The organism is Terrihabitans rhizophilus (assembly GCF_033898525.1).
GTDB classification, from domain to species: domain Bacteria; phylum Pseudomonadota; class Alphaproteobacteria; order Rhizobiales; family Methylopilaceae; genus Flaviflagellibacter; species Flaviflagellibacter rhizophilus.
Genome location: NZ_JAXAFJ010000005.1, coordinates 1 through 17,287, shown reverse-complemented (window position 1 = coordinate 17,287; position 17,287 = coordinate 1). Strand labels below are relative to the sequence as shown.

General features: G+C 60.7%; 24 protein-coding genes. 13 read left to right on the top strand and 11 right to left on the bottom strand.

The annotated features are described in order from the left end of the window. Window positions 1–2 precede the first annotated feature (2 nt). The 11 genes from SCD90_RS09475 (at window position 3) to SCD90_RS09425 (ending at window position 6,669) form a co-directional block, all read left to right on the top strand. Window positions 3–440 carry a phage tail protein gene (locus tag SCD90_RS09475; protein WP_319844432.1) on the top strand — a complete coding sequence of 146 codons (438 nt, stop codon included), beginning with the start codon at window positions 3–5 and terminating at the stop codon, window positions 438–440. Continuing rightward, a complete protein-coding gene (locus tag SCD90_RS09470) occupies window positions 440–670 on the top strand; it encodes a tail protein X (protein WP_319844431.1) in 231 nt (76 codons plus the stop codon). The genes SCD90_RS09475 and SCD90_RS09470 overlap by 1 nt, the downstream gene beginning before the upstream one ends. A 2-nt stretch (window positions 671–672) precedes the next feature. Next, window positions 673–1,704 (top strand): phage late control D family protein, encoded by a 1,032-nt coding sequence (locus tag SCD90_RS09465; protein ID WP_319844430.1) that lies wholly within the window; start codon window positions 673–675, stop codon window positions 1,702–1,704. 63 nt (window positions 1,705–1,767) lie between these two features. After that, a complete protein-coding gene (locus SCD90_RS09460) occupies window positions 1,768–2,034 on the top strand; it encodes a spike base protein, RCAP_Rcc01079 family (protein WP_319844429.1) in 267 nt (88 codons plus the stop codon). A 9-nt stretch (window positions 2,035–2,043) separates the two neighbouring features. Then, window positions 2,044–2,214: a hypothetical protein gene (locus tag SCD90_RS09455; RefSeq protein ID WP_319844428.1), complete on the top strand. Its 171-nt coding sequence runs from the start codon at window positions 2,044–2,046 to the stop codon at window positions 2,212–2,214. Window positions 2,215–2,287: 73 nt separating this feature from the next. Then, window positions 2,288–3,484 (top strand): SGNH/GDSL hydrolase family protein, encoded by a 1,197-nt coding sequence (locus tag SCD90_RS09450; protein WP_319844427.1) that lies wholly within the window; start codon window positions 2,288–2,290, stop codon window positions 3,482–3,484. Window positions 3,485–3,494: 10 nt separating this feature from the next. After that, window positions 3,495–3,686, top strand: a complete 192-nt coding sequence (locus SCD90_RS09445) for a hypothetical protein (RefSeq protein WP_319844426.1) — start codon at window positions 3,495–3,497, stop codon at window positions 3,684–3,686. 656 nt (window positions 3,687–4,342) lie between these two features. Next, window positions 4,343–5,470 (top strand): glycoside hydrolase family 19 protein, encoded by a 1,128-nt coding sequence (locus SCD90_RS09440; protein ID WP_319844425.1) that lies wholly within the window; start codon window positions 4,343–4,345, stop codon window positions 5,468–5,470. Further along, window positions 5,470–5,841, top strand: coding sequence for a hypothetical protein (locus SCD90_RS09435; protein WP_319844424.1), 372 nt, complete (start codon window positions 5,470–5,472; stop codon window positions 5,839–5,841). Before SCD90_RS09440 ends, SCD90_RS09435 begins: the two co-directional genes overlap by 1 nt. Next, window positions 5,841–6,278, top strand: a complete 438-nt coding sequence (locus tag SCD90_RS09430) for a hypothetical protein (RefSeq protein ID WP_319844423.1) — start codon at window positions 5,841–5,843, stop codon at window positions 6,276–6,278. Before SCD90_RS09435 ends, SCD90_RS09430 begins: the two co-directional genes overlap by 1 nt. After that, the gene (locus tag SCD90_RS09425) at window positions 6,265–6,669 is read left to right on the top strand and encodes a hypothetical protein (protein WP_319844422.1); all 405 of its coding nucleotides are present in this window, start codon (window positions 6,265–6,267) and stop codon (window positions 6,667–6,669) included. Before SCD90_RS09430 ends, SCD90_RS09425 begins: the two co-directional genes overlap by 14 nt. Window positions 6,670–6,796: 127 nt before the next feature. Here SCD90_RS09425 and SCD90_RS09420 read toward each other — a convergent pair whose 3' ends face one another. Together SCD90_RS09420 and SCD90_RS09415 are read right to left on the bottom strand one after the other, a co-directional pair. Continuing rightward, entirely contained in the window at window positions 6,797–7,966 is a 1,170-nt protein-coding gene (locus SCD90_RS09420) for a sensor histidine kinase (protein ID WP_319844421.1), read from the bottom strand. An 87-nt stretch (window positions 7,967–8,053) separates the two neighbouring features. Then, window positions 8,054–8,803 (bottom strand): Crp/Fnr family transcriptional regulator, encoded by a 750-nt coding sequence (locus SCD90_RS09415; RefSeq protein ID WP_319844420.1) that lies wholly within the window; start codon window positions 8,801–8,803, stop codon window positions 8,054–8,056. A gap of 174 nt (window positions 8,804–8,977) precedes the next feature. On the opposite strand from SCD90_RS09415, the gene SCD90_RS09410 reads away from it, so the two are divergent. Beyond that, window positions 8,978–9,199 (top strand): DUF6894 family protein, encoded by a 222-nt coding sequence (locus SCD90_RS09410; RefSeq protein ID WP_319844419.1) that lies wholly within the window; start codon window positions 8,978–8,980, stop codon window positions 9,197–9,199. 1,646 nt (window positions 9,200–10,845) lie between these two features. Here the strand turns inward: SCD90_RS09410 and SCD90_RS16615 are convergent. From SCD90_RS16615 to SCD90_RS09375, 8 genes are all read right to left on the bottom strand, one after another. Beyond that, window positions 10,846–11,109: a DUF6894 family protein gene (locus SCD90_RS16615; RefSeq protein ID WP_425265671.1), complete on the bottom strand. Its 264-nt coding sequence runs from the start codon at window positions 11,107–11,109 to the stop codon at window positions 10,846–10,848. Window positions 11,110–11,195: 86 nt separating this feature from the next. Continuing rightward, window positions 11,196–11,951: a Crp/Fnr family transcriptional regulator gene (locus SCD90_RS09405; protein WP_319844418.1), complete on the bottom strand. Its 756-nt coding sequence runs from the start codon at window positions 11,949–11,951 to the stop codon at window positions 11,196–11,198. Between the two features lie 378 nt (window positions 11,952–12,329). Beyond that, complete coding sequence (locus SCD90_RS09400; protein WP_319844417.1) at window positions 12,330–12,677, bottom strand: hypothetical protein; 348 nt, start codon at window positions 12,675–12,677, stop codon at window positions 12,330–12,332. A 27-nt stretch (window positions 12,678–12,704) separates the two neighbouring features. After that, window positions 12,705–12,905, bottom strand: coding sequence for a hypothetical protein (locus SCD90_RS09395; RefSeq protein WP_319844416.1), 201 nt, complete (start codon window positions 12,903–12,905; stop codon window positions 12,705–12,707). A gap of 12 nt (window positions 12,906–12,917) precedes the next feature. Continuing rightward, window positions 12,918–13,313 carry a hypothetical protein gene (locus SCD90_RS09390; RefSeq protein WP_319844415.1) on the bottom strand — a complete coding sequence of 132 codons (396 nt, stop codon included), beginning with the start codon at window positions 13,311–13,313 and terminating at the stop codon, window positions 12,918–12,920. 56 nt (window positions 13,314–13,369) lie between these two features. Further along, window positions 13,370–13,780, bottom strand: a complete 411-nt coding sequence (locus SCD90_RS09385; RefSeq protein ID WP_319844414.1) for a hypothetical protein — start codon at window positions 13,778–13,780, stop codon at window positions 13,370–13,372. A 649-nt stretch (window positions 13,781–14,429) separates the two neighbouring features. Next, window positions 14,430–14,690 (bottom strand): DUF6894 family protein, encoded by a 261-nt coding sequence (locus SCD90_RS09380; protein ID WP_319844413.1) that lies wholly within the window; start codon window positions 14,688–14,690, stop codon window positions 14,430–14,432. Window positions 14,691–14,792: 102 nt separating this feature from the next. Continuing rightward, window positions 14,793–15,059 (bottom strand): hypothetical protein, encoded by a 267-nt coding sequence (locus tag SCD90_RS09375; RefSeq protein WP_319844412.1) that lies wholly within the window; start codon window positions 15,057–15,059, stop codon window positions 14,793–14,795. Between the two features lie 904 nt (window positions 15,060–15,963). On the opposite strand from SCD90_RS09375, the gene SCD90_RS09370 reads away from it, so the two are divergent. Continuing rightward, a complete protein-coding gene (locus tag SCD90_RS09370; protein WP_319844411.1) occupies window positions 15,964–16,791 on the top strand; it encodes a DUF1828 domain-containing protein in 828 nt (275 codons plus the stop codon). Between the two features lie 40 nt (window positions 16,792–16,831). Here SCD90_RS09370 and SCD90_RS09365 read toward each other — a convergent pair. Further along, window positions 16,832–17,287: SOS response-associated peptidase (locus SCD90_RS09365; protein WP_319844410.1), on the bottom strand; the 456-nt coding region annotated here is incomplete at its 5' end.

Sequence of the window (17,287 nt, the reverse complement as noted above, 5' to 3'; positions counted from 1 at the left end):
CGATGTCCCTCTATCAACTCGGCGCCGTCACCATCGACACCCGCCCATTCAATGCAGAGGGCGCAGACCGCGATGCATCGGCCGACTTCGCGGTGAAGCCGCTGATCGGGTCGATGCCGGGCCGCGAGTTCATGGGCGAAGGCGATGACGAGCTTAAGATCACGGGCCAGTTGCTGCCGTCCAAGGTGGGCGGCCTGTCGGAGTTGGAGGCCCTTCATGGCTTTCGCCGCGGCGGCCAGCGCCTTCCCGTGATGCGGGGCGACGGCAGGATGCTTGGCTGGTTCGTCATCACCAGCATCAGCGAACGGCACACGGACCTGAACCGGGACGGCGTCGGCTTCCTCGTCGGCTACACGATCAGCATGTTCCGGACGTCCCCGGAGGGTGCCAGTCCCGCGATCATCGGCTCCCTTCTTTCCCTGTTCGGAGCGCTGGCCTGATGCCCAAGAAAATCACTGTCCGCGGCGACAACATCCTGCTCGACCAGATCTTGCATCGCGAGCTCGGGCCCGTGCTGGCCCGCACGCTTCTCGCTGAAACCCTGCTGCTTAACCCTGGCTTGGCTGACGAAGGAGCCGTTCTTCCCATGGGTCGCACGATCCTGATCCCTGATCGCCCGACCACTCGCGCAGCCGTCGTGCAGCCCGTTTCGCTCTTCGGGTCGGCCTGAGCATGCCCTGGACGGTAGACTGGCGCGTCACGATCAATGGATCGGACGTCAGCACAAACATGCGCCCTTATCTGACGGAGATCAGCGTTTCCGATAAGGACGGCACGAGCTCTGACACCGCGCAATTGACGTTCGACGATGCGGGCGGGCAGTGCCTCCTGCCGAAGACGGGAGCCAGGGTGTCGGTGTTCCTGCAGGGCGTGCTCGCCTTCCAGGGCGTGGTGGACTCGACGCCGTGGACGATGACGCGCGGCGGCGGACGCATGCTGCAGGTGAACGCGAAGGGCTTCGACACCCGGAGCAAGGTCAAGGAAGGCCAGCAATGGCACCTCGACGACGGCACCCTGGACGATGCTCTGAACAAAGCCGCCAAGGTCGCCGGTCTGTCCGGCGTCTCGGTCGATCCCGAGTTAGGGGCTATCAAACGCGATTATTGGACACCGGACGGCGCGTCGTTCATGGCTTTTGCTGAGAAGCTGGCCCGCCAGCACGGTGCAACCTTCAAGATCCGTGGGGATCAGGCCGTGTTCGTGAAGCGCGGATCTGGCAGCAACGGCGCAGGTGCGGCGATGCCGACCGTACAGGCCCGCATCCCCGGCAACGTGATCTCGTGCAGCGTTGATCCCTCGAAGGGTCGCCCACGCTACTCAAAAGCGCGCGCTCGCTGGTTCGACCGGAAGAGCGCCAGCTTCAAGACGAAGGAGATTGAGATCGAGACCGGCGACGACGAGGTCGACGTCTCGGATGAGGTTCGGGGCACGGCTGCCGATGAGGAACAGGCGGGCGGCTTCGTCGAGGGCCACAAGTCCGACTCCGAGCGGGAAGGTGGCGACGGCACAATCGAGATGGACCTGACAGTGGATGCGCAGGCCGAGGGCACGCTGGTGCTTTCAGGCGCTCGTCCCGGCGTGGATGGCACCTATCGGATCGTGAGCGTGACGCACAAGGCCACGCGGTCGTCTGGCGCGACCACCACGCTCGAGATCAAGCAGCCCCAAGGCGATGCCGGCAAGGACAGCCGAGAGGCTGAGTAACCGCCCGTATCCATAGTGTTCGACATCCGCCCGCCTCGTGCGGGCTTTTTCATGAGGTGACCAATGCCTGCAGAAAACCCCTACTACGGCAATGAAGTCCCGGCCGGGCCGGCAACATCTGCTGCGGTGGTGACCCCGTCGGACAATGCCGATCTCTCCCGGGTATCCCGCTCTCTGTATGTGGGGACGGCCGGCGATCTGCGGGTGACCTTCGTTGACGACGCGCAGCCGGTTCCCTTTGTTGGATTGGCGGCAGGGCTCTATCCGTTCGCCGTGGCGCGCGTGTGGAGCACAGGAACCACGGCTTCGAACATCGTCGCGGTGCGTTGAGACATGCCGATGAACCTCGGCCTCGGACTGTCGCTGCCTTCCAGGTCGGGGCCCATCGTCATCCCGCCAGATCCCGGCGGGGGAGTGCCCACGCCGCCGGCAGGGTACACGCTGCTGAAGTTCCCTGATGGCTCCTACGTGACCACGCCCGAGGGCAACTACCTCGCGGCGCCGGTCTAGTCCTCCCGATCACCACCACCCCCCCGTCCAGCCCGCTGCGCGTGCGGGCTTTTTCATATCCGGAAGGCACCTGATGGCCACTCCTCCCGTCACCTCCATCTTCGACTACACCTTCGCTCTTCCCGGCTCGTCGTGGCCCGCGAAGATCGCCGAGTTCTTCTCAGGTGCGAAGAAGCCCTATTGCTACAACTTCAAGGACAGCAACACGGCTAAGCTTCAGACCATGCGCGGCAATGTGCGCTCGGGGAAGCAGAACGGCCGCGTGATCTGCATGGGCGATAGCATCCCTGGGGGGCATGGCACGGGCACGGGAGCCAACGGGTTCTCGGGTGCGCGGCAGAAGGCTTTCCCTCGCAAGGTGGCCGAGCAGGTAAACCGGGAGCTCCTGCCGGCACAGTCCATCGCAATTACCGGCGGCGCAGGCGTCTCCGGTGGCGTGACGGTTCAGGACTACTACGGCGGTGCCAGCCGCCTCGTGCCAGGCCCCGGCTGGGGGAACATCAGCCAAGGCATCGGCGGCGGCTATTGGCAGAACAGCACCACAAGCGATCCGCTGGCGTGGATGCCCGAGGTGCCGGTGGACACGCTTGAATATTCCTATGCGCAGTTCTCCGGCGCCGCGACCTTCACGGTGGACATCGGTGGTGCAGCCTTGGAGACCGTAGTGGCGGCGAACGCTGCCGGTGCCGCCCCTATCCGCAAGGTGACACTCGGTGGCCCGGCCTCGCTGCGCGCCATCAACTGGAAGCGCCTCTCTGGTGGCGCGCTTAATCTCTGCTGGGCCACGGCTTACGACAGCACTAAGGCTATTATCGATGTCTGGAATGCCGGCATCTCGGGCGCACTCGTCGACACCATCAACAACACGGCCAATCCCTGGTCGGCTCGTAGCGCCGTGGTGGCCGCCCAGCCTGACGTGGTCTTCGTCCAGATCGGCATGAACAACTGGATCCAGAACACGGACCCCACCCTGTTCGACCCGGCGCTGCGCAGTCTCCTCCAGGCTCTCATGGCAACGGGTGCCACGGTGATCCTCGTCAACCCGACGCCCCGAGCGGTCGCCAATACGCCGCTCGTCACGCAGATGATCTACGTCAACAAGATCGTCGCCATGGCTATCGAACTGGACCTGCCGTTCCTCGATCTCCGCGAGATGTTCGTGAGCTGGGAAGTCGCCAACGGTCGCAGCTGGATGAACGATGTCACTCATCCCGGCCAGGTCGGCGCGTCGATGATCGCCGAGCCCTACGCCTACGCTCTTGCCGCCTGAGGAGGCCCACATGGAAACCACGCTGATCGACACCGCCGGCTACAAGCTGGTGCGCAATGACCGCAAGCTGATCGAGACGGTCAATGGCGACACCCGTGAGGTGACGCTGTCCGAGCTCCGCGACCGTCCGCCGAGCAACGACCTGGCGGTGGCCGAGCGCCTGCCCATCATCATCACGCAGCTGGACGCCGAGGACTTCTGAGAAGGCGGGGCCGCCACGCGGCACATGGCGACCCCTAGCGGGCTCCCCTGTGTCCCAAGGAACGCCCGATCCACTGCGCTTCAGGATCTGCGAGAGGCTGTCGCCAACCAGATTGAGCCGAGGACGAAAACGGCGGATGCTCTGACGAGGATGAGGCTGAAAGGATCCATCGGACACCCGTAGTTATACGAGCCGTATACCCTCTCAGGTTGTCATAGTCACGCGGTGCCTTTTGTGGCGGCGCTGATTTATTCGCGCCGTTGCCGACCACTCGTCTGGCCTCTGCCGACCGACAGAAGCAGACCATATCCCAGAGTTACGATAGCGCCCCAGATGGCGATGATCAGGTAGTGGTTTGCCACACGCCTGCTCCACAAAAGGCCCGAGGGACGGGCGATCAATCGACCAATGCAGAACCGAGTCGGCGCTTTGGTGTTCCGTATGCCAGCTTGACGAGGTGTCGCAGCTCACCCTCCCGCGTGGCTTCACGGTAGAGCCCGCCGGGACTGCCACTGGCTGAGACGCCGGTGGCTCGGCTTCTTCCGAAGCGCCTGCCTAGACACGCAGTGCCTCACAATTCGAACCGCGCATATTCCGGTTCTACCCCCGCCTGCTCGCACATCCGCTAGCGGGCTTTCTCATGTCTGGAGACCACCATGAACGCAGCGTTCTTCAACGCGGTGCGAACGCCGCTGTTCGGGGGTCAAATGACCCAGGAGCAGGTGGACGGCTGCAACGCCCTCTTCGCCGAGTGGGAGCGTGGCCGGTACGGTAGCGATCCGCGCCAGCTCACCAACGTGTTCGCGCAGGTTTTCCATGAGACCGGCCGGCGTATGGTGCCGGTCCGCGAGGGCTTTGCCGAGACGGACATCGGCGCCCGCAAGGTCGTGGCCCGCCGAAAGTACGGAAAGGCCGATCCAAAGACGGGGCACGTCTACTACGGGCGCGGCCAGATCCAGCTGACATGGGCCGACAACTATCTACGCCTCGGCCAGCTGCTCGGCATCGATTTGCTGAACAATCCCGACCTGGCGCTGGACTGCACCACGGGCGCGCGCATCGCGATACGAGGCATGGTCGATGGTCTCTTCACGGGCAAGAAGCTGTCGGACTACTTCAACGACACCGTGGACGACCCGAGGCAGGCCCGGCGCATCGTCAACAAGATGGACAAGGCCGACGTGATCGCCGGCTACCACGCCAAGTTCCTGCCGGCGGTGAAGAAGGCGCTTGCCGCATCCAGCAAGCCGGCCGTGAAGATGCCCGAGCCCATCGTGGCCCGCATCGAGGTCGAGCCTGCGACGGTGAAGGTCATCCAGCAGCTGCTGCGCGACAAGGGGTGGCCCGAGGTCGGCGAGGTGGACGGCAAGATGGGCGAGCGCACCAGCGACACCATCGCAGCCGCAGCGAACCACTACGGTTGGCAGCCCTCCGGCCTGGACGACACGCTGATCGCCAATCTGGTGCGCGCGCCCAAGCGTGAGGTGGCCGAAAGCCGCGCGAAAGCTACTGCGCAGGATCTGAAGGGCAGCAAGTCTGTCCGTCAGGGCATCAACTTGAGCGATGTCGGGATCGGCACCATCGGCCTCGGCAGCATCGGTGGTCTCGCGCAGGTGGCATCCGGCCTCACCGACGGCGCCGGCCAGCTCAAGACGCTGATCGACACCGTTCTCTCCATCCCCTGGTGGGTGCCTTGCCTCGCCGTCGGCGGCTTCATGCTCTGGCGCGGCTACCGCTTCGTGAAGGCACAGGTCGAGGCGTACCGGGAAGGCAGGCACGTCTGATGGGCTTCTTCGGCACGATCCTCGGCTGGTTCACCGGCGGCACCCTCGACCGCATCCTGTCCACGCTGGACAAGCGCGTCGACAACGAGACCGAACGCGAGCGCATCAAGGGCGAGTTCATATCGAACTACCTCCGCGCTCAGGTCAGCGTTCTCACCGGGCGCGGCTGGTGGTTCCCGCTGCTGTTCCTCATTCCGGCCGGCATCTGGTTCGCCTCGGTGTGCATCTACAGCGTGCTGTGGTGCCAGCGGTGCGCGTTCCCGCAGGCATGGACGATTGCCGCTCTACCGCCCCCTCTGGACGAGTGGATGGGCTTGATCGTCGGCTCGCTCTTCGTGGCAGGCGGCTTGAAGATGGTGATAAGGCGCTGATGCCGATGCTGGTGATCCGCAACATCGCAAAGCACTTTCCGGCGCGGGCCCCTGAATGGGTAACGAGCGTCGGCCTGGCGAGCTGGGGCATGTCGCTACTCGGCCCGGAACCGGTGTTTTCCGCGAGCGTGTACATGGCCGGCATGGCCGACATCATGTCTGAGATGAAATGGGGTTGGCTGGCGGTCGCCGTCGGCTTCATCCGTCTCGTCGCATTGTTCGTCAACGGCACCTATGACGGCTTCCGCCACTCGCCCTTTCTGAGGGCATCAACCGGTTTCGTAGCCTGTTTCGTGTGGACCTCAGTCTGGATCGGGCTTCTGGCAAGCCCGACGGGAAGGATTGCCTACGCGATGATCCTGGCCATCGAGATCATCAATGTCTGGCGCGCGATAAGCGACATGGGCGAAGCGAGGACGCAGCATGAACGGGCTTGACCCTGAGACTGTAAATGCGCTCCCGCCCGAGCTTCGCGCTCTTCTGTACATTGCCATCCTCGCCATCACTGTTCTAGGCGGCGTTAAAACCTGGGGCAAAGCCACCAAGGCGACACCCGAGACGGTCGGCAAGGATGTAATGGTCACGGCAGGCGGCTTCGTGGACATGGAGCCCGTGCGGGACCTCGCAGCCCAGATCATGGGCGCGACGAAGGTTGCCGAAATGGCCTATCGCGAAGGCAAAAGCGCGGCCGGGCAGATCGAATGCGTCGCCGACGAGCTGCGCCGGCTCCACGAAGAACTGAAGGGCGTTCGCGAGATCCTTGCCCGCATGGCGGAAGAGGACCGCATCAACAATCAGCTCATCCAGCGCCGCCGCGAAGGCGGCTGAAGGGGGTGCGATTCCACAAGGCCTTTTCGGCTGTTTCCGAGGACGAAAAGCTTGCTGCCTCAATTACATAGTCATTGTGAATCGAAATGCGGCTTTTAAGGTAGTGGTCTCGGTTGCGATCCGCCGCTCAGTTGAGGCTCTTGGGCACGATAACGGTGAAGACTGTTCCACTATGACTGTCCGACGCAACATGGATCTCCCCGTCGTGCGCCGCCACGATCTTCTTTGCGATGAATAGCCCTAAACCCAGATTGGTTGAGTGCTCGTCTGTGAGCCCGGATCCATAGCCTCGCGACAGGAAATCGAACAAGGTATCGATCTTTTCAGGTGGAATTGGCTCCCCATCGTTGTGAACAGAGATGCGGACGTTCGCATTCTCGTCGGCAACGGTGACTGAGATCGGCGAACCGGGCGGGCTGTACTGGATCGCGTTTCCGAGCAGGTTGGAGAACACCTGACCCATTCGACCATGATCCCAATGGCCGGCGGTATCTCCGACAACCTCGATGCCAATCTCGCGCCCATCCCCGAGCGTCTGCATCTCATCAGCCAGTTTCCGCCCGAGGTCACCCATGTCCATAGGAATGCGGTGGATAGGGATGTCGGTGCCAAAGGCGGAGCGCGTTACGTCGAGTAGATCGTTCAAAATCTTGGTCGCGCGTTGTGTGGTGTCAACGATTTTTGAAGCCAAAATTGTTTGTTTTGCATTCGGCTCACCCATCTTGACCATCACCTGAGCGGCCATGGAGGCGGCTCCGATGGGGTTACGCAAATCATGCCCAAGGATGCCCAGGAACAGATTGCGCGAACGAGTGATTGCGTCGGTGTACTGCGTGACCGATTCAGTCATCGCCTGATCGATAGCCTCGTTGAAACGGGTCAGGTCCTCCAGATCGGAAGCCGCAAGAGCCTGGTTGCGTGCCAGCCACTGCTTCACAACACTCGCCCGTAATGCTCGATACTCCGAGACCATTTGGTCGATGTCGAACCCGTCAGCCAGGCGAAGGGTTGCGTGGATCTCAGCCGCACTTTTTGCGAATGGAGCATGGTCTGGCCCGAGGCCCTTTGATTTGGCTACCTGCTGTTTGGCTGTTTGAGCCGTCTCCAAATCATCGGCGATGAAGTTCAGAATCTCCACGATGTGATCCTGAAGAGCCAGTTCCGTCATCGTATGACTAGCCGGGGTTCGAGTCCGAGCGAAGCTGATCCACTCAGCAACGATAGGGTTGATATTCAATCGGATGAACGCAGGAAGCCGCAAGTCGTCCTCTGAAGCAGCATTGGGGGTTCGGGTCATCGGATTGTCGCCGTTCTCAGATGCCTGTTTGCGCTTGTAGCTGATAATGCCGCGACCGGCTTAGATGAACGCTCCCCCATTGCGAGATCAGCGAAGCACCACCCAATCGGGTGCCAAACTCAGGTAGCCGGGATCAAAGTCGCCTACCTGCTGCAGATCCTCCCAGCGGTGAGCTTCCAGCACTCCCCGCTCCCAGGAAATTAAGCCCCGGCCCCTGAGTTCCTGGAGGGTCCGATTGATGTGGACGGTCGAGAGGCCCATCGCCTCGCCCAGCTTTTCCTGCGTTACCGGGAAGTGACAGCGGTAATCGTCCGCAAGGCCCACGACATCAAGGCGCGCGATAGTCTCGCAGAAGAGGTGAGCGACCCTGGTGAGCGCATCGCGTTGTCCGATGTTCACGACCCATTCTTTCGCAATCGCGCCGGCAATGAGCGTTTCGCGCCAGAAGGCGTGGGTAATCCTAAGAGACTGGGCACAGAGCCTCCGGGCATCCTCGTGCTGGATGAGAAGGATCCGCGTCTGAGTGAGGGCCGTCAGGGACACGTCCATTTCTGCTACATGCAAACTTTGCAGGTCGGGGATGTCTCCCGGGATGTGAAAGGAGACAATCTGGCGGCCCCCGTCTCCGACGATCTTTGACGCCGAGCAGAAGCCTTCCAGCACCGCCACACACTGTTGCGGCTTGTCGCCCTGTCTGACGATTTCTTGACCGGGATCAAACGTGGCCACGCGCAAAGGCAGCTGATCAAGCGCCCGGCGCTCATCGTCGTCGAGACGAATGAGGCGCTCTAATTTCCGGATCAAAGGGCCGGCTCCGTGAACAAAGGAGGTCACCATTGTCGCCTCTTATCGCAGAACCGGAGTTTCATTGCAGACGAGTTACGCACCTAGGAGCTTTCCATTTTTAACATTTGTTAAAAAGCCTTGTGGAAACCTTTGAGAGGGCCGATGTGTAGGCGACGGTCATTTGCCGTCATTTGGCGGCGTGTTGCTCCCAGATCTGGAGTCGACATGCCACGCTTCTATTTCAATGTCATCGATAGCAGATTTATTCCTGACACCACGGGTGCCGAGTGCGCTGACATGGCCGTCGTGCGGCGGTCTGCAGTACGTGCCGCCGGAGAGATGCTGAGCGAGTTCAGCGAGGATGCTTCCGGTACGTCAGACTGGCAGATGATCGTGACGGACGAAGCCAGCCGCCCTGTGATGAAATTGCGCTTCTCGTTTCACTGAAGCACCTGAGCCTGACAACCCCGGTTGTGGACCATAGGGGTGCAGCATTTCTGCATTCTCCAGTTCGAACCCGTCGCGCTCGATTGACGCCCGCCACCTTCGTCAGATCAGGAAGAACCTCAATGAGAGATGGATAAAGCTACACCTCTAATCCTGGGATCGATCCTTATCGTCCTGTTCACGGGGAGTGCTTACTTCTGGTGGCACCACGATTCTACCCCGGAAATTTGCAGGGGCATGAGCTCGCCCACACTTGCATACTGCATCGAGCTTATGCAGGAACCCCACCCAACCAGACGGCGGGCAGAGAAGCGTTGAACCATAGGCTCCTGTCACAGCCAAACTTAGGCCAGATGTAGCACGCGTGCGGTAAGCTAGCAGAATACGAAGAGTCCTAGAATTGACAGTGTCATGACGAAGCGAGCGACGCGCTCTTCTCTCGCAGCATCTTGAGACATGATCCGCCCCCCGGTGGAACTGGCGCGCGGCGCTTAGCGAAATCAGCTTAGGGGCACAAGGCTTAGTCAGCCAGCAGTAGCTCACGCTTATGCGCAACTTCGATCGATCAAGTTTAAGACAATGCTACCGACAGTTGCTGACAGCAGTGCAGGGCGCGAGCTTTCGCTCGGGTGCTCGCTACGTTGATCTGACCGCAGCCAGCACAACGCCAATGAGGCAGACGCCGCCCTGCTAGGTGATCCTGCCGAGAAGGTGTTGCTGAATCATGTCTGAGGAACGAGAAGGTGCCGGAAGTATGCCGCCGCCCTGTACTGCTCACGGTTAGGGCGGCAATTTCTTCTAGTGCATCCGGGGTGAGCGCACCGCCTTAGTAGTGGCAGGCCCTATCCGGCACCGTCGAGGCAACAACCAGAAAACCTGCAACTGGTTCCGTCCGCCTTTTCTGATCGCACATGAAGCGGTAAAATCATGTTCTTCCGAAGCCGAACACTCCGGCAATTTAGGGACCGGTCCGTATGGCGAACGAGAGACGAAATGCCGGCGATGAATTTCGATTGAGAGCGAAGGAGTGCCGTGCAAACGCAGAGAAGGCCGCACATCCTAGCGATCAAGCATCCTGGCTCAAGATGGCCGCGGAGTGGGAGACTATGGCCAGCAAGTATGCTGCTACGCCTACCGAGGGGCCGCCACTTCCATTGCGAGAAAAGCCGCAGCAGTAGCGGACGTGAGCCTTAGGCAGCGGCCAGCGGGAAGTACGCATCCTAAATGCGGCGTGCGGTTCCAGGATATCGAAGCCACAGCGCGGTCTGCGGAGGACATGTCGTCCTAAATCAAGCCTAGCCCCTTCCCGACGAAAGCGGCTCCAACGACCAGCAGTCCGAGGCAGGTCACAGGGTAAAAGACCTCAGCGAAACCGTTGCGGACGAACGCCGGGTTCTCTCCGGTAGAGCCTGGTCGAGCAATAAAGATCATGAGAAGGCCGGCCAAAAAACAGACGGCACCTAGCACTAAGCTCATTTGAGCGACCTCCCGTTATCCGTCACCAACGTCCCAATCCCGTAGAGAACACGGGCAGGGTCTTGAGAACAACGGTTGAAGCGGATTGAGCATCTCGGCATTGTCCAGCGCGGACGTACCGCCGCGACGCAAAGCAGCATGATCTCTGCTGCATGCGACGTCTGAAGACCTCAGGAAGGCGATGAATGCTCGGGCGGGGGGTCAACCCGCTCCATGGTCAGAGAAACTGTCGCAGTCGCGACCCGCTGCCCCTGCTCGTCCCGAACCTCGACAATGATGGTGCGGAGGTCGCCCTTCGGAAGCCGTTCTCGGCCGATCTCTGCCGCAGCGCACGCGGCCTCATGCTCCGCCGCAGCTATATCGCGGAACTCTTGTCCTTCCCCGTCAGAGAAGAACTTGTGACCTTCGCGCACATCGAAAAAAAATCTCGCCATAAGGTCACCGTACACGGCGGCGCGCTAGTGTCGACCGAGCATGCGGGTGCGGAACCAGACAATAGGATTGCTGTGGCTCCAAAGCTTCATGAGGCCATGGTGCCATTCTCTTCGGGCGGGGTCTGCAGATGAAGGTACGTGTGTTCGAACCCTGCGGCGTCCTGCAGGCCTTGCCAGTCCTTCACGACCATCTTGTGCCGCGCCAGGTCGATCAGTCCGTGGTCCCGCAGCTCCGTCAGGGTCCTGTTAACGTGAACAGCGGATAGACCTGTCGCGTCAGCAAGTTGCTCCTGCGTGACCGGCCACTCGAACGAGCCGGGGCCAGCGAGGCCGACAGCCCTCATGCGCACGAAGTTTTCGCAGAGGAGATGGGCGAGCCGGCTGTAAGCCGAACGACGCCCGACATTCACAACCCACTCACGGAAGATCGCGGCATCGATGAGCGTGTCGCGCCAGAACGCATCAGAGATCCGCGGATGGGCATGGAGGAAGGGGCGCAGGATCTCGTGAGGAATGAACGCCACCCTCGCCGCACCGAGAGTGGCCAGGCCATGATCCATGATCCGAAGATGGAGGGACTGAAGGTCGGGAATGTCTCCCGCGATGTGGAAGGACAGGATTTGTCGCTTCCCGTCAGCCAGCAGTTTGTAGCGGAAGGTATGGCCTTCGAGGATCAGACAGCATTGAGACGGCCGATCATGCTCCCGGACTAGGTCCTGTCCGGCCTTAATTTCCCTCGCCATGAAGGGCAAGCCCGCAATGGCGTCGCGCTCGCCTTGCGTCAGCGTGACGATTGTCTCCAGTTTGCGGAGCAATGGACCTGCGTGGGCATTGGCTATCATGACAGCATCCCAGCCATAGCGGGAGCGCACCTGTCACTCAGTCGCCGCATACGCTTAGAGTAAGTGCGGCGATAACGGAGTATAGAGGGCTGATGGAGGCTGACGCGATAACATAAATCAAGGAGGACGGTGCTGGGGCCGCTATCTGTCTCTGGACATTCGCGCCCGCTTCAAGCCTAAAGCGAGTTCAGCATCTCGACATCGTCCAGCGCCGCTCCGTTCACGCGCGGGCACCATCCAGCGCTCCATCTCGCCGGGCGGGAGGGGCGCAGCAGGCCGCGACCGCCCGGCCTTGAACAGCGCGACGGGCGGGTTGTAGTCGCCAATCGCGTTGAAGCCGACGCAGTGGCCGGGTGGCTGCGACGTCCTTAGCTCTGATCATTGGGTATGGATTTCCAATCCCAGCGCTTTGTTCGCCAGAGCTTCTAGAAATTCAGACTTTAGATACACACGCAGCACATCATCGTCTATTTCCGGCACGACCTGAACATATGCCTCGACCGTGAATGTCAAAGAAGAGAAGTCTGGAATGTATTTATCTAAGCAATAGTTGTGCAGGCATTCGCCGAGGTCGTCGAACTCGATTTCGTCGTGGGGCGATCGCAGAGCAATTCTTTTATCAAGGGTTTGTATTCTCTTGCCAGAGAGGAACCGCGCGACGTCGTCAGGAATGAGAGACACATCATCCCCACTGCAGATGAGAGCAACATATATTCTGGCTTTCATTGCTTTAGCCTCTTTGATATCACTGGTTCAGAAGTCCTCGACCCCGAAGTTGAGCACGTCGTTGTCCTGCAAGCCCAGTTCTATAGGTATCGAGAGGCGGGGCGGCGCCGGAAAGTTCCACAGGACTTCCATGTTCGCGTCCGCCGATTTTTCGAAACGGAGCGCGTGCCTCTCCGCGAAACTTGCAAAGAGCGCCTCCGCACCCGCTGTCCAATTTGAGTTGGTCATGCCCCGATTATCTCAGTCATCAAAGCCGACATAGGCAATCAGGCCTTCTACCGTCGACGGAAGCAGTCCCGACTTCTCATGGGAAGCCAAGATCGCTCTGCCCTTCACCGCACGCTCTCTCCGGACCTGGAGAATGGCTTTGGCCTTGTGGTGGAGCCATTCGCGCACGAGTCGCTCGCCTTCGGCGTCTGGCTCGCAGCGGTCCAGTTCGACATAGCCGCGTGGGCTCTCTCTCATGCTCAGACGCTCGCCTGAGGCTGTAAGGATAGTGCCGTGGCCTTCAGCGAACCACCAGGGTTCAAGCCATTGCATGGCTCCGCCGATGCTTCGGAACACCGACACGTCGCCGGGTGTCTGCTCTTCACTGCTCTCGTTCACGACAACGATGTCAGCCAGCCATGACGTCACCGATCACCACCACTCTACGCCGTCGGGCGGCGACTTTTAAACGAGACGGCCGCACATCAACTATCAATCATTGTTGGAGAATTTCGCACAAGCCGCTCGACTAGGTCTAGAATCGGCCGCACTAGGTCCTCCTCACCGGCCAACGTCAGGTAGGTGTTGTCGAAGTATGAGAACGAGAGGACCAGATCCTCATGGCGATAAAACTCGGCCGAAAGGTTGGCCACGTAGGGCGTGAGATCTTTCAAGAAGGCGTCGAACTGACTGCCGTCAAGGACCTCGAGCCCAGCCTCTATCCGGGCTTGCAGTTCATGATAATCGCCGGCTTTCAGCACGCCTTCAAAATCGAGAAGAACGACATGGCTGACGCACTGTGGCCGGATCGCTTGACGTAGGTCTTCAATCTGAACGTTCTGGCGGCCGGCTGTGAATAGCATGACCCTGATGGGTCGCATCTTCTCATTGGTCACGACTTGCTGCCCATGATCAGCGCTCGATGCGATCCGGCCGGCGGCTGAGGTGAGAGCCCTGCGAACAGCGAGCAGAGCTCGGGCCAGAGGGGTGGTATCAGAAGGTATCGTGCCCATGGTCCAAGGCTATCACACCCTGCCGGTATCATGGCTCATGACCGCCATGAAGGTCGAGATCGTCCACCGCAGTTTCGCCGAGTTTCGCGGCAAAGCCGTAGAACTCGAGGAGCACCTTGCCAAGCATCCCGGGAGCACCGAGCGGCATTGGACATCGTGCGCGGCGTTCCTGCCATCTCCCGACCCATACGCCTACGCGGTGCAGCTCCATGCAGCGATCAAATCGGAGCGCGTCGAGGTAGTGCCGTCTTACACATCATCAGCATCGTACACACCAGGCGTCTGGCTGCGGCCCGCACTACCAACTGACCGCTGCGCTAGAAGGGCTCGGAGTCGGCTGGACGGGCGCTTAACTGATGGGGGGCGAGGAGGTGCCGGAAGTATGCCGCCGCCCTGTAAGTGCTCACGGTTAGGGCGGCAATTTCTTCTAGTGCATCCGGGGTGAGCGCACCGCCTTAGTAGTGGCAGGCCCTATCCGGCACCGTCGAAGCAAGAACCAGAAAACCTGCATCTGGTTCCAAGATCATCGCTCCTAAGCTTCCGCTACGCCATGGGCGCTTGTGGCGCTGGTCCGATGAGCTGAAATGTGAAGCACGAAGAGAATGAGGCCGGCCGCGTCCGTGATGTCGACCTGCCAATTTTCGTCAGTCCAGATTTGCTCAGCGTGCTCGCGTAACAGGTCGCCTGAACGCTTTGCCGCCTCGATGCGGGCGAGCGTCGTGTCTGCAAGTTCCATCGGCTCGGTAACGAAGACGTGGCTGTCCGTACGAACTTGAAAGTGAAAGAGCGGCATTGAGCAACAAACCGGTGACAGCATCACCGGCCGGCGAGCGCTTTTACCATAGCGGGCCGGGCCCCCGCCGAATAGGGCTGTCCACATGGGCGAGCTCGCCGCTTAATCGAACTGCGGTTCGCCCAACACCTCGGCCTCTTCAAGGTCGTTCGGCAACCGGCCAGCTTTGAACAGCACCACAGGCGGATCAAACTCACTGTCATGATCGCCGGTCACCTGAAAAGCTACTGCACCGATCTTCGTCGCCGACATGCGCTCGGCCGCCTCCTTGGCTTTCTCTGCCGACCGGTGCTTCTCGGGCGTGCCGCCAACTAACTTCCGCCCGTCGACGCGGAAGGACTGAGCAAAAAACAGGGTCTCGCGGGCCATCGTTGACTCCTCTGCGTGTTCGCTTTTTGTTCTCACAATGTGGACGCCGAGTCGACTCTCCGATTTCCCGTGGGTGAAGGTGCGGATCACCTGCGTGCTGTGCCCGCGCCGGGGCGTGTACAGGCTCGTGCGGCTGGCTGTCCGGTTCGGCGCCGACGCGCGCCTCGTCGATGTGCTGCACGAGATCGCGAAAGACTGCCCCTACGAACGAAAGCCGTGGCAGCGGCCGCCGAGGAAGTATGAGGCGCGGTGCGGGGCGCGGTTCCAAGACATTGCTGGCTCTCCACGAGCTGCGGCGGATGTGCCGGCAGGCGAACGTGCGGCAGATTGACGGATTGGAAGGAGCGCGAGGGGCGTTTCATTGTAGCGTCGACGGCACCGAATCGTCGGGCGCGTGGTGCGCTGTTTCGGGGTCGTGAAATGAGCGCCGAGTGATTGTCCGCAAATACCTGGAGGACATGAAGGTCCTAACCGGTGATACGGGTTGGCGCGGCGACGCTCTACCTCCTCGCCATTCAGTGATCTACGAGAAAAGCCGGCCTATTGCCCCGCACCTCCGGTGGCGCTCCGCAGTGGCAAATTCTCCCACAGAGGAGTATATCTTCCTGACCTTTCTGGACATCCGGAAGGACAATTGGAAGGCTTGGTTGATCTTAAAAATGCCATCCGGTGGGGGCTCAATGATCGCGCGGCTCGAGTACCACGGCAGTCATCCGGGCCTGCATGCACATGCTCACTGTGAGAAGGCCGGCGTCGAAGAGGGGCCGACGACGATAGGCGAAGACATCCCGCGCTGGCCTGCCGCGTCTAAGCCTCACCGGAGAATTTTAACGTTCCGGGATCACACTTTTTGGGAGCACGCTCGAAAGTTCTTCAGGATCGAGTTTCCCACTGGGCCTTTGATATGAGCGACACCGGCACAAGCCTCAGAAAAGCGCTCTGCTCCTCGTTCTGCGCAGGGATCACGGTAAACCCGGTCCCGTTCGGGCTCGCGATCAGCACTGTCTTCGAAGATGGATCAGGGGATCGTATCGGCTTCTATGCCGTAGAGGACGAAGACGGCCTTCACCTGGAGGATGATGGCGATTACCTGCCTCATCTCATCGCATCAGGGATCGATATCGAGAAGGGTCAGCGCCGATCTTTGATCGAGAGCGTGCTCGCTTCGGCAGGCGCGCACTATGACGCGGACACCTATGAAATTCGGACCGGCACCATATCGCAGGAGCGATTGCCCGAAATGGCCCTGCGCTTCGTTTCGGCCCTCATGCGGATTCGGGACGTCGAGCGGCTGAACCGAGACTTTGTGAAGTCAACGTTCAAAGAAGACGCTCTGCGAGCTCTAGTGGAGCACTTCGCCGATATAGCGCGAGTCGAAGAGCGTGGACGGCTGGGAGAGAGGTATCAAGATTTTCAGCCCGATGCAGTTGTCCACCCTCACTCCTCTGGCCGCAGCACCGCAGTCTACTTTGCCAATGGCATCGTTCCTCTGCAGGAGGCGGAGCTGCTGCACGCAGAGATCATGGGTCAGAACGACAACAGCTCGTTCGATGTAGTCGCCCTTTTGGAAGACTTTGAGAAGATTGACGTCTTAGGTCGTCGCCGCTTTCAGCGGGCCCAAAATCGCGGCCTTGTGATGCCGATCTTTCGCGGCGACGAGCGAAATGCGATGGCCGCAGTTAAGCGAGTTGTTGGCGCTCGCCCGGTGCCGTCGGAATGGGGAATATTCTGAAGGCACATGACCGCGGGCCTGCCCATCCAGATCGGCCAGACTACAGCGAGTTCAGCATCTCCGCATCGTCCAGTGCGGGCCCGTTGACCCGAGGGCTGACCAGCCAGTGCTCCATCTCGTCGGCCGGGTACGGGCGCAGCAGATCTCGCACGTCGGCATCGGGCGCCAGCCACTGCGCGTAGCTGTCCGGCTTCAGGATCACCGGCATGCGCTCGTGCAGATCGGCGATGGTCTCGTTCGCCCGCGTCGTGATGATGGTGAAGGTGCGAAGCCACTGCTCCGTGGCGGGATCCTTCCAGTTCTCCCAAAGGCCGGCAAACCCGAACAGCCCGCGATCCTTCATGGCAATGGCGTGCGGCTGCTTGGAGCCTTTCTCGCCAGTCCACTCGTAGAAAGCGTCGGCTGGCACGATGCAGCGGCGGCTCTGGAACGCCGAACGAAACGCCGGCATGGTGGCGACCGTCTCGGCGCGGGCGTTGATCGTCTTCCATCCGAT

What these genes read in the sequence shown, in the direction of transcription:
- SCD90_RS09420 (WP_319844421.1), bottom strand. Translation starts at nt 7,966, where the DNA reads ATGACCCGAACCCCCAATGCTGCTTCAGAGGACGACTTGCGGCTTCCT.
- SCD90_RS09470 (WP_319844431.1), top strand. Translation starts at nt 440, where the DNA reads ATGCCCAAGAAAATCACTGTCCGCGGCGACAACATCCTGCTCGACCAG.
- SCD90_RS09395 (WP_319844416.1), bottom strand. Translation starts at nt 12,905, where the DNA reads ATGACCAACTCAAATTGGACAGCGGGTGCGGAGGCGCTCTTTGCAAGT.
- SCD90_RS09445 (WP_319844426.1), top strand. Translation starts at nt 3,495, where the DNA reads ATGGAAACCACGCTGATCGACACCGCCGGCTACAAGCTGGTGCGCAAT.
- SCD90_RS09400 (WP_319844417.1), bottom strand. Translation starts at nt 12,677, where the DNA reads ATGAAAGCCAGAATATATGTTGCTCTCATCTGCAGTGGGGATGATGTG.
- SCD90_RS16615 (WP_425265671.1), bottom strand. Translation starts at nt 11,109, where the DNA reads ATGGCGAGATTTTTTTTCGATGTGCGCGAAGGTCACAAGTTCTTCTCT.
- SCD90_RS09370 (WP_319844411.1), top strand. Translation starts at nt 15,964, where the DNA reads ATGAGCGACACCGGCACAAGCCTCAGAAAAGCGCTCTGCTCCTCGTTC.
- SCD90_RS09450 (WP_319844427.1), top strand. Translation starts at nt 2,288, where the DNA reads ATGGCCACTCCTCCCGTCACCTCCATCTTCGACTACACCTTCGCTCTT.
- SCD90_RS09475 (WP_319844432.1), top strand. Translation starts at nt 3, where the DNA reads ATGTCCCTCTATCAACTCGGCGCCGTCACCATCGACACCCGCCCATTC.
- SCD90_RS09380 (WP_319844413.1), bottom strand. Translation starts at nt 14,690, where the DNA reads ATGCCGCTCTTTCACTTTCAAGTTCGTACGGACAGCCACGTCTTCGTT.
- SCD90_RS09415 (WP_319844420.1), bottom strand. Translation starts at nt 8,803, where the DNA reads ATGGTGACCTCCTTTGTTCACGGAGCCGGCCCTTTGATCCGGAAATTA.
- SCD90_RS09425 (WP_319844422.1), top strand. Translation starts at nt 6,265, where the DNA reads ATGAACGGGCTTGACCCTGAGACTGTAAATGCGCTCCCGCCCGAGCTT.
- SCD90_RS09405 (WP_319844418.1), bottom strand. Translation starts at nt 11,951, where the DNA reads ATGATAGCCAATGCCCACGCAGGTCCATTGCTCCGCAAACTGGAGACA.
- SCD90_RS09430 (WP_319844423.1), top strand. Translation starts at nt 5,841, where the DNA reads ATGCCGATGCTGGTGATCCGCAACATCGCAAAGCACTTTCCGGCGCGG.
- SCD90_RS09435 (WP_319844424.1), top strand. Translation starts at nt 5,470, where the DNA reads ATGGGCTTCTTCGGCACGATCCTCGGCTGGTTCACCGGCGGCACCCTC.
- SCD90_RS09460 (WP_319844429.1), top strand. Translation starts at nt 1,768, where the DNA reads ATGCCTGCAGAAAACCCCTACTACGGCAATGAAGTCCCGGCCGGGCCG.
- SCD90_RS09455 (WP_319844428.1), top strand. Translation starts at nt 2,044, where the DNA reads ATGAACCTCGGCCTCGGACTGTCGCTGCCTTCCAGGTCGGGGCCCATC.
- SCD90_RS09375 (WP_319844412.1), bottom strand. Translation starts at nt 15,059, where the DNA reads ATGGCCCGCGAGACCCTGTTTTTTGCTCAGTCCTTCCGCGTCGACGGG.
- SCD90_RS09440 (WP_319844425.1), top strand. Translation starts at nt 4,343, where the DNA reads ATGAACGCAGCGTTCTTCAACGCGGTGCGAACGCCGCTGTTCGGGGGT.
- SCD90_RS09465 (WP_319844430.1), top strand. Translation starts at nt 673, where the DNA reads ATGCCCTGGACGGTAGACTGGCGCGTCACGATCAATGGATCGGACGTC.
- SCD90_RS09410 (WP_319844419.1), top strand. Translation starts at nt 8,978, where the DNA reads ATGCCACGCTTCTATTTCAATGTCATCGATAGCAGATTTATTCCTGAC.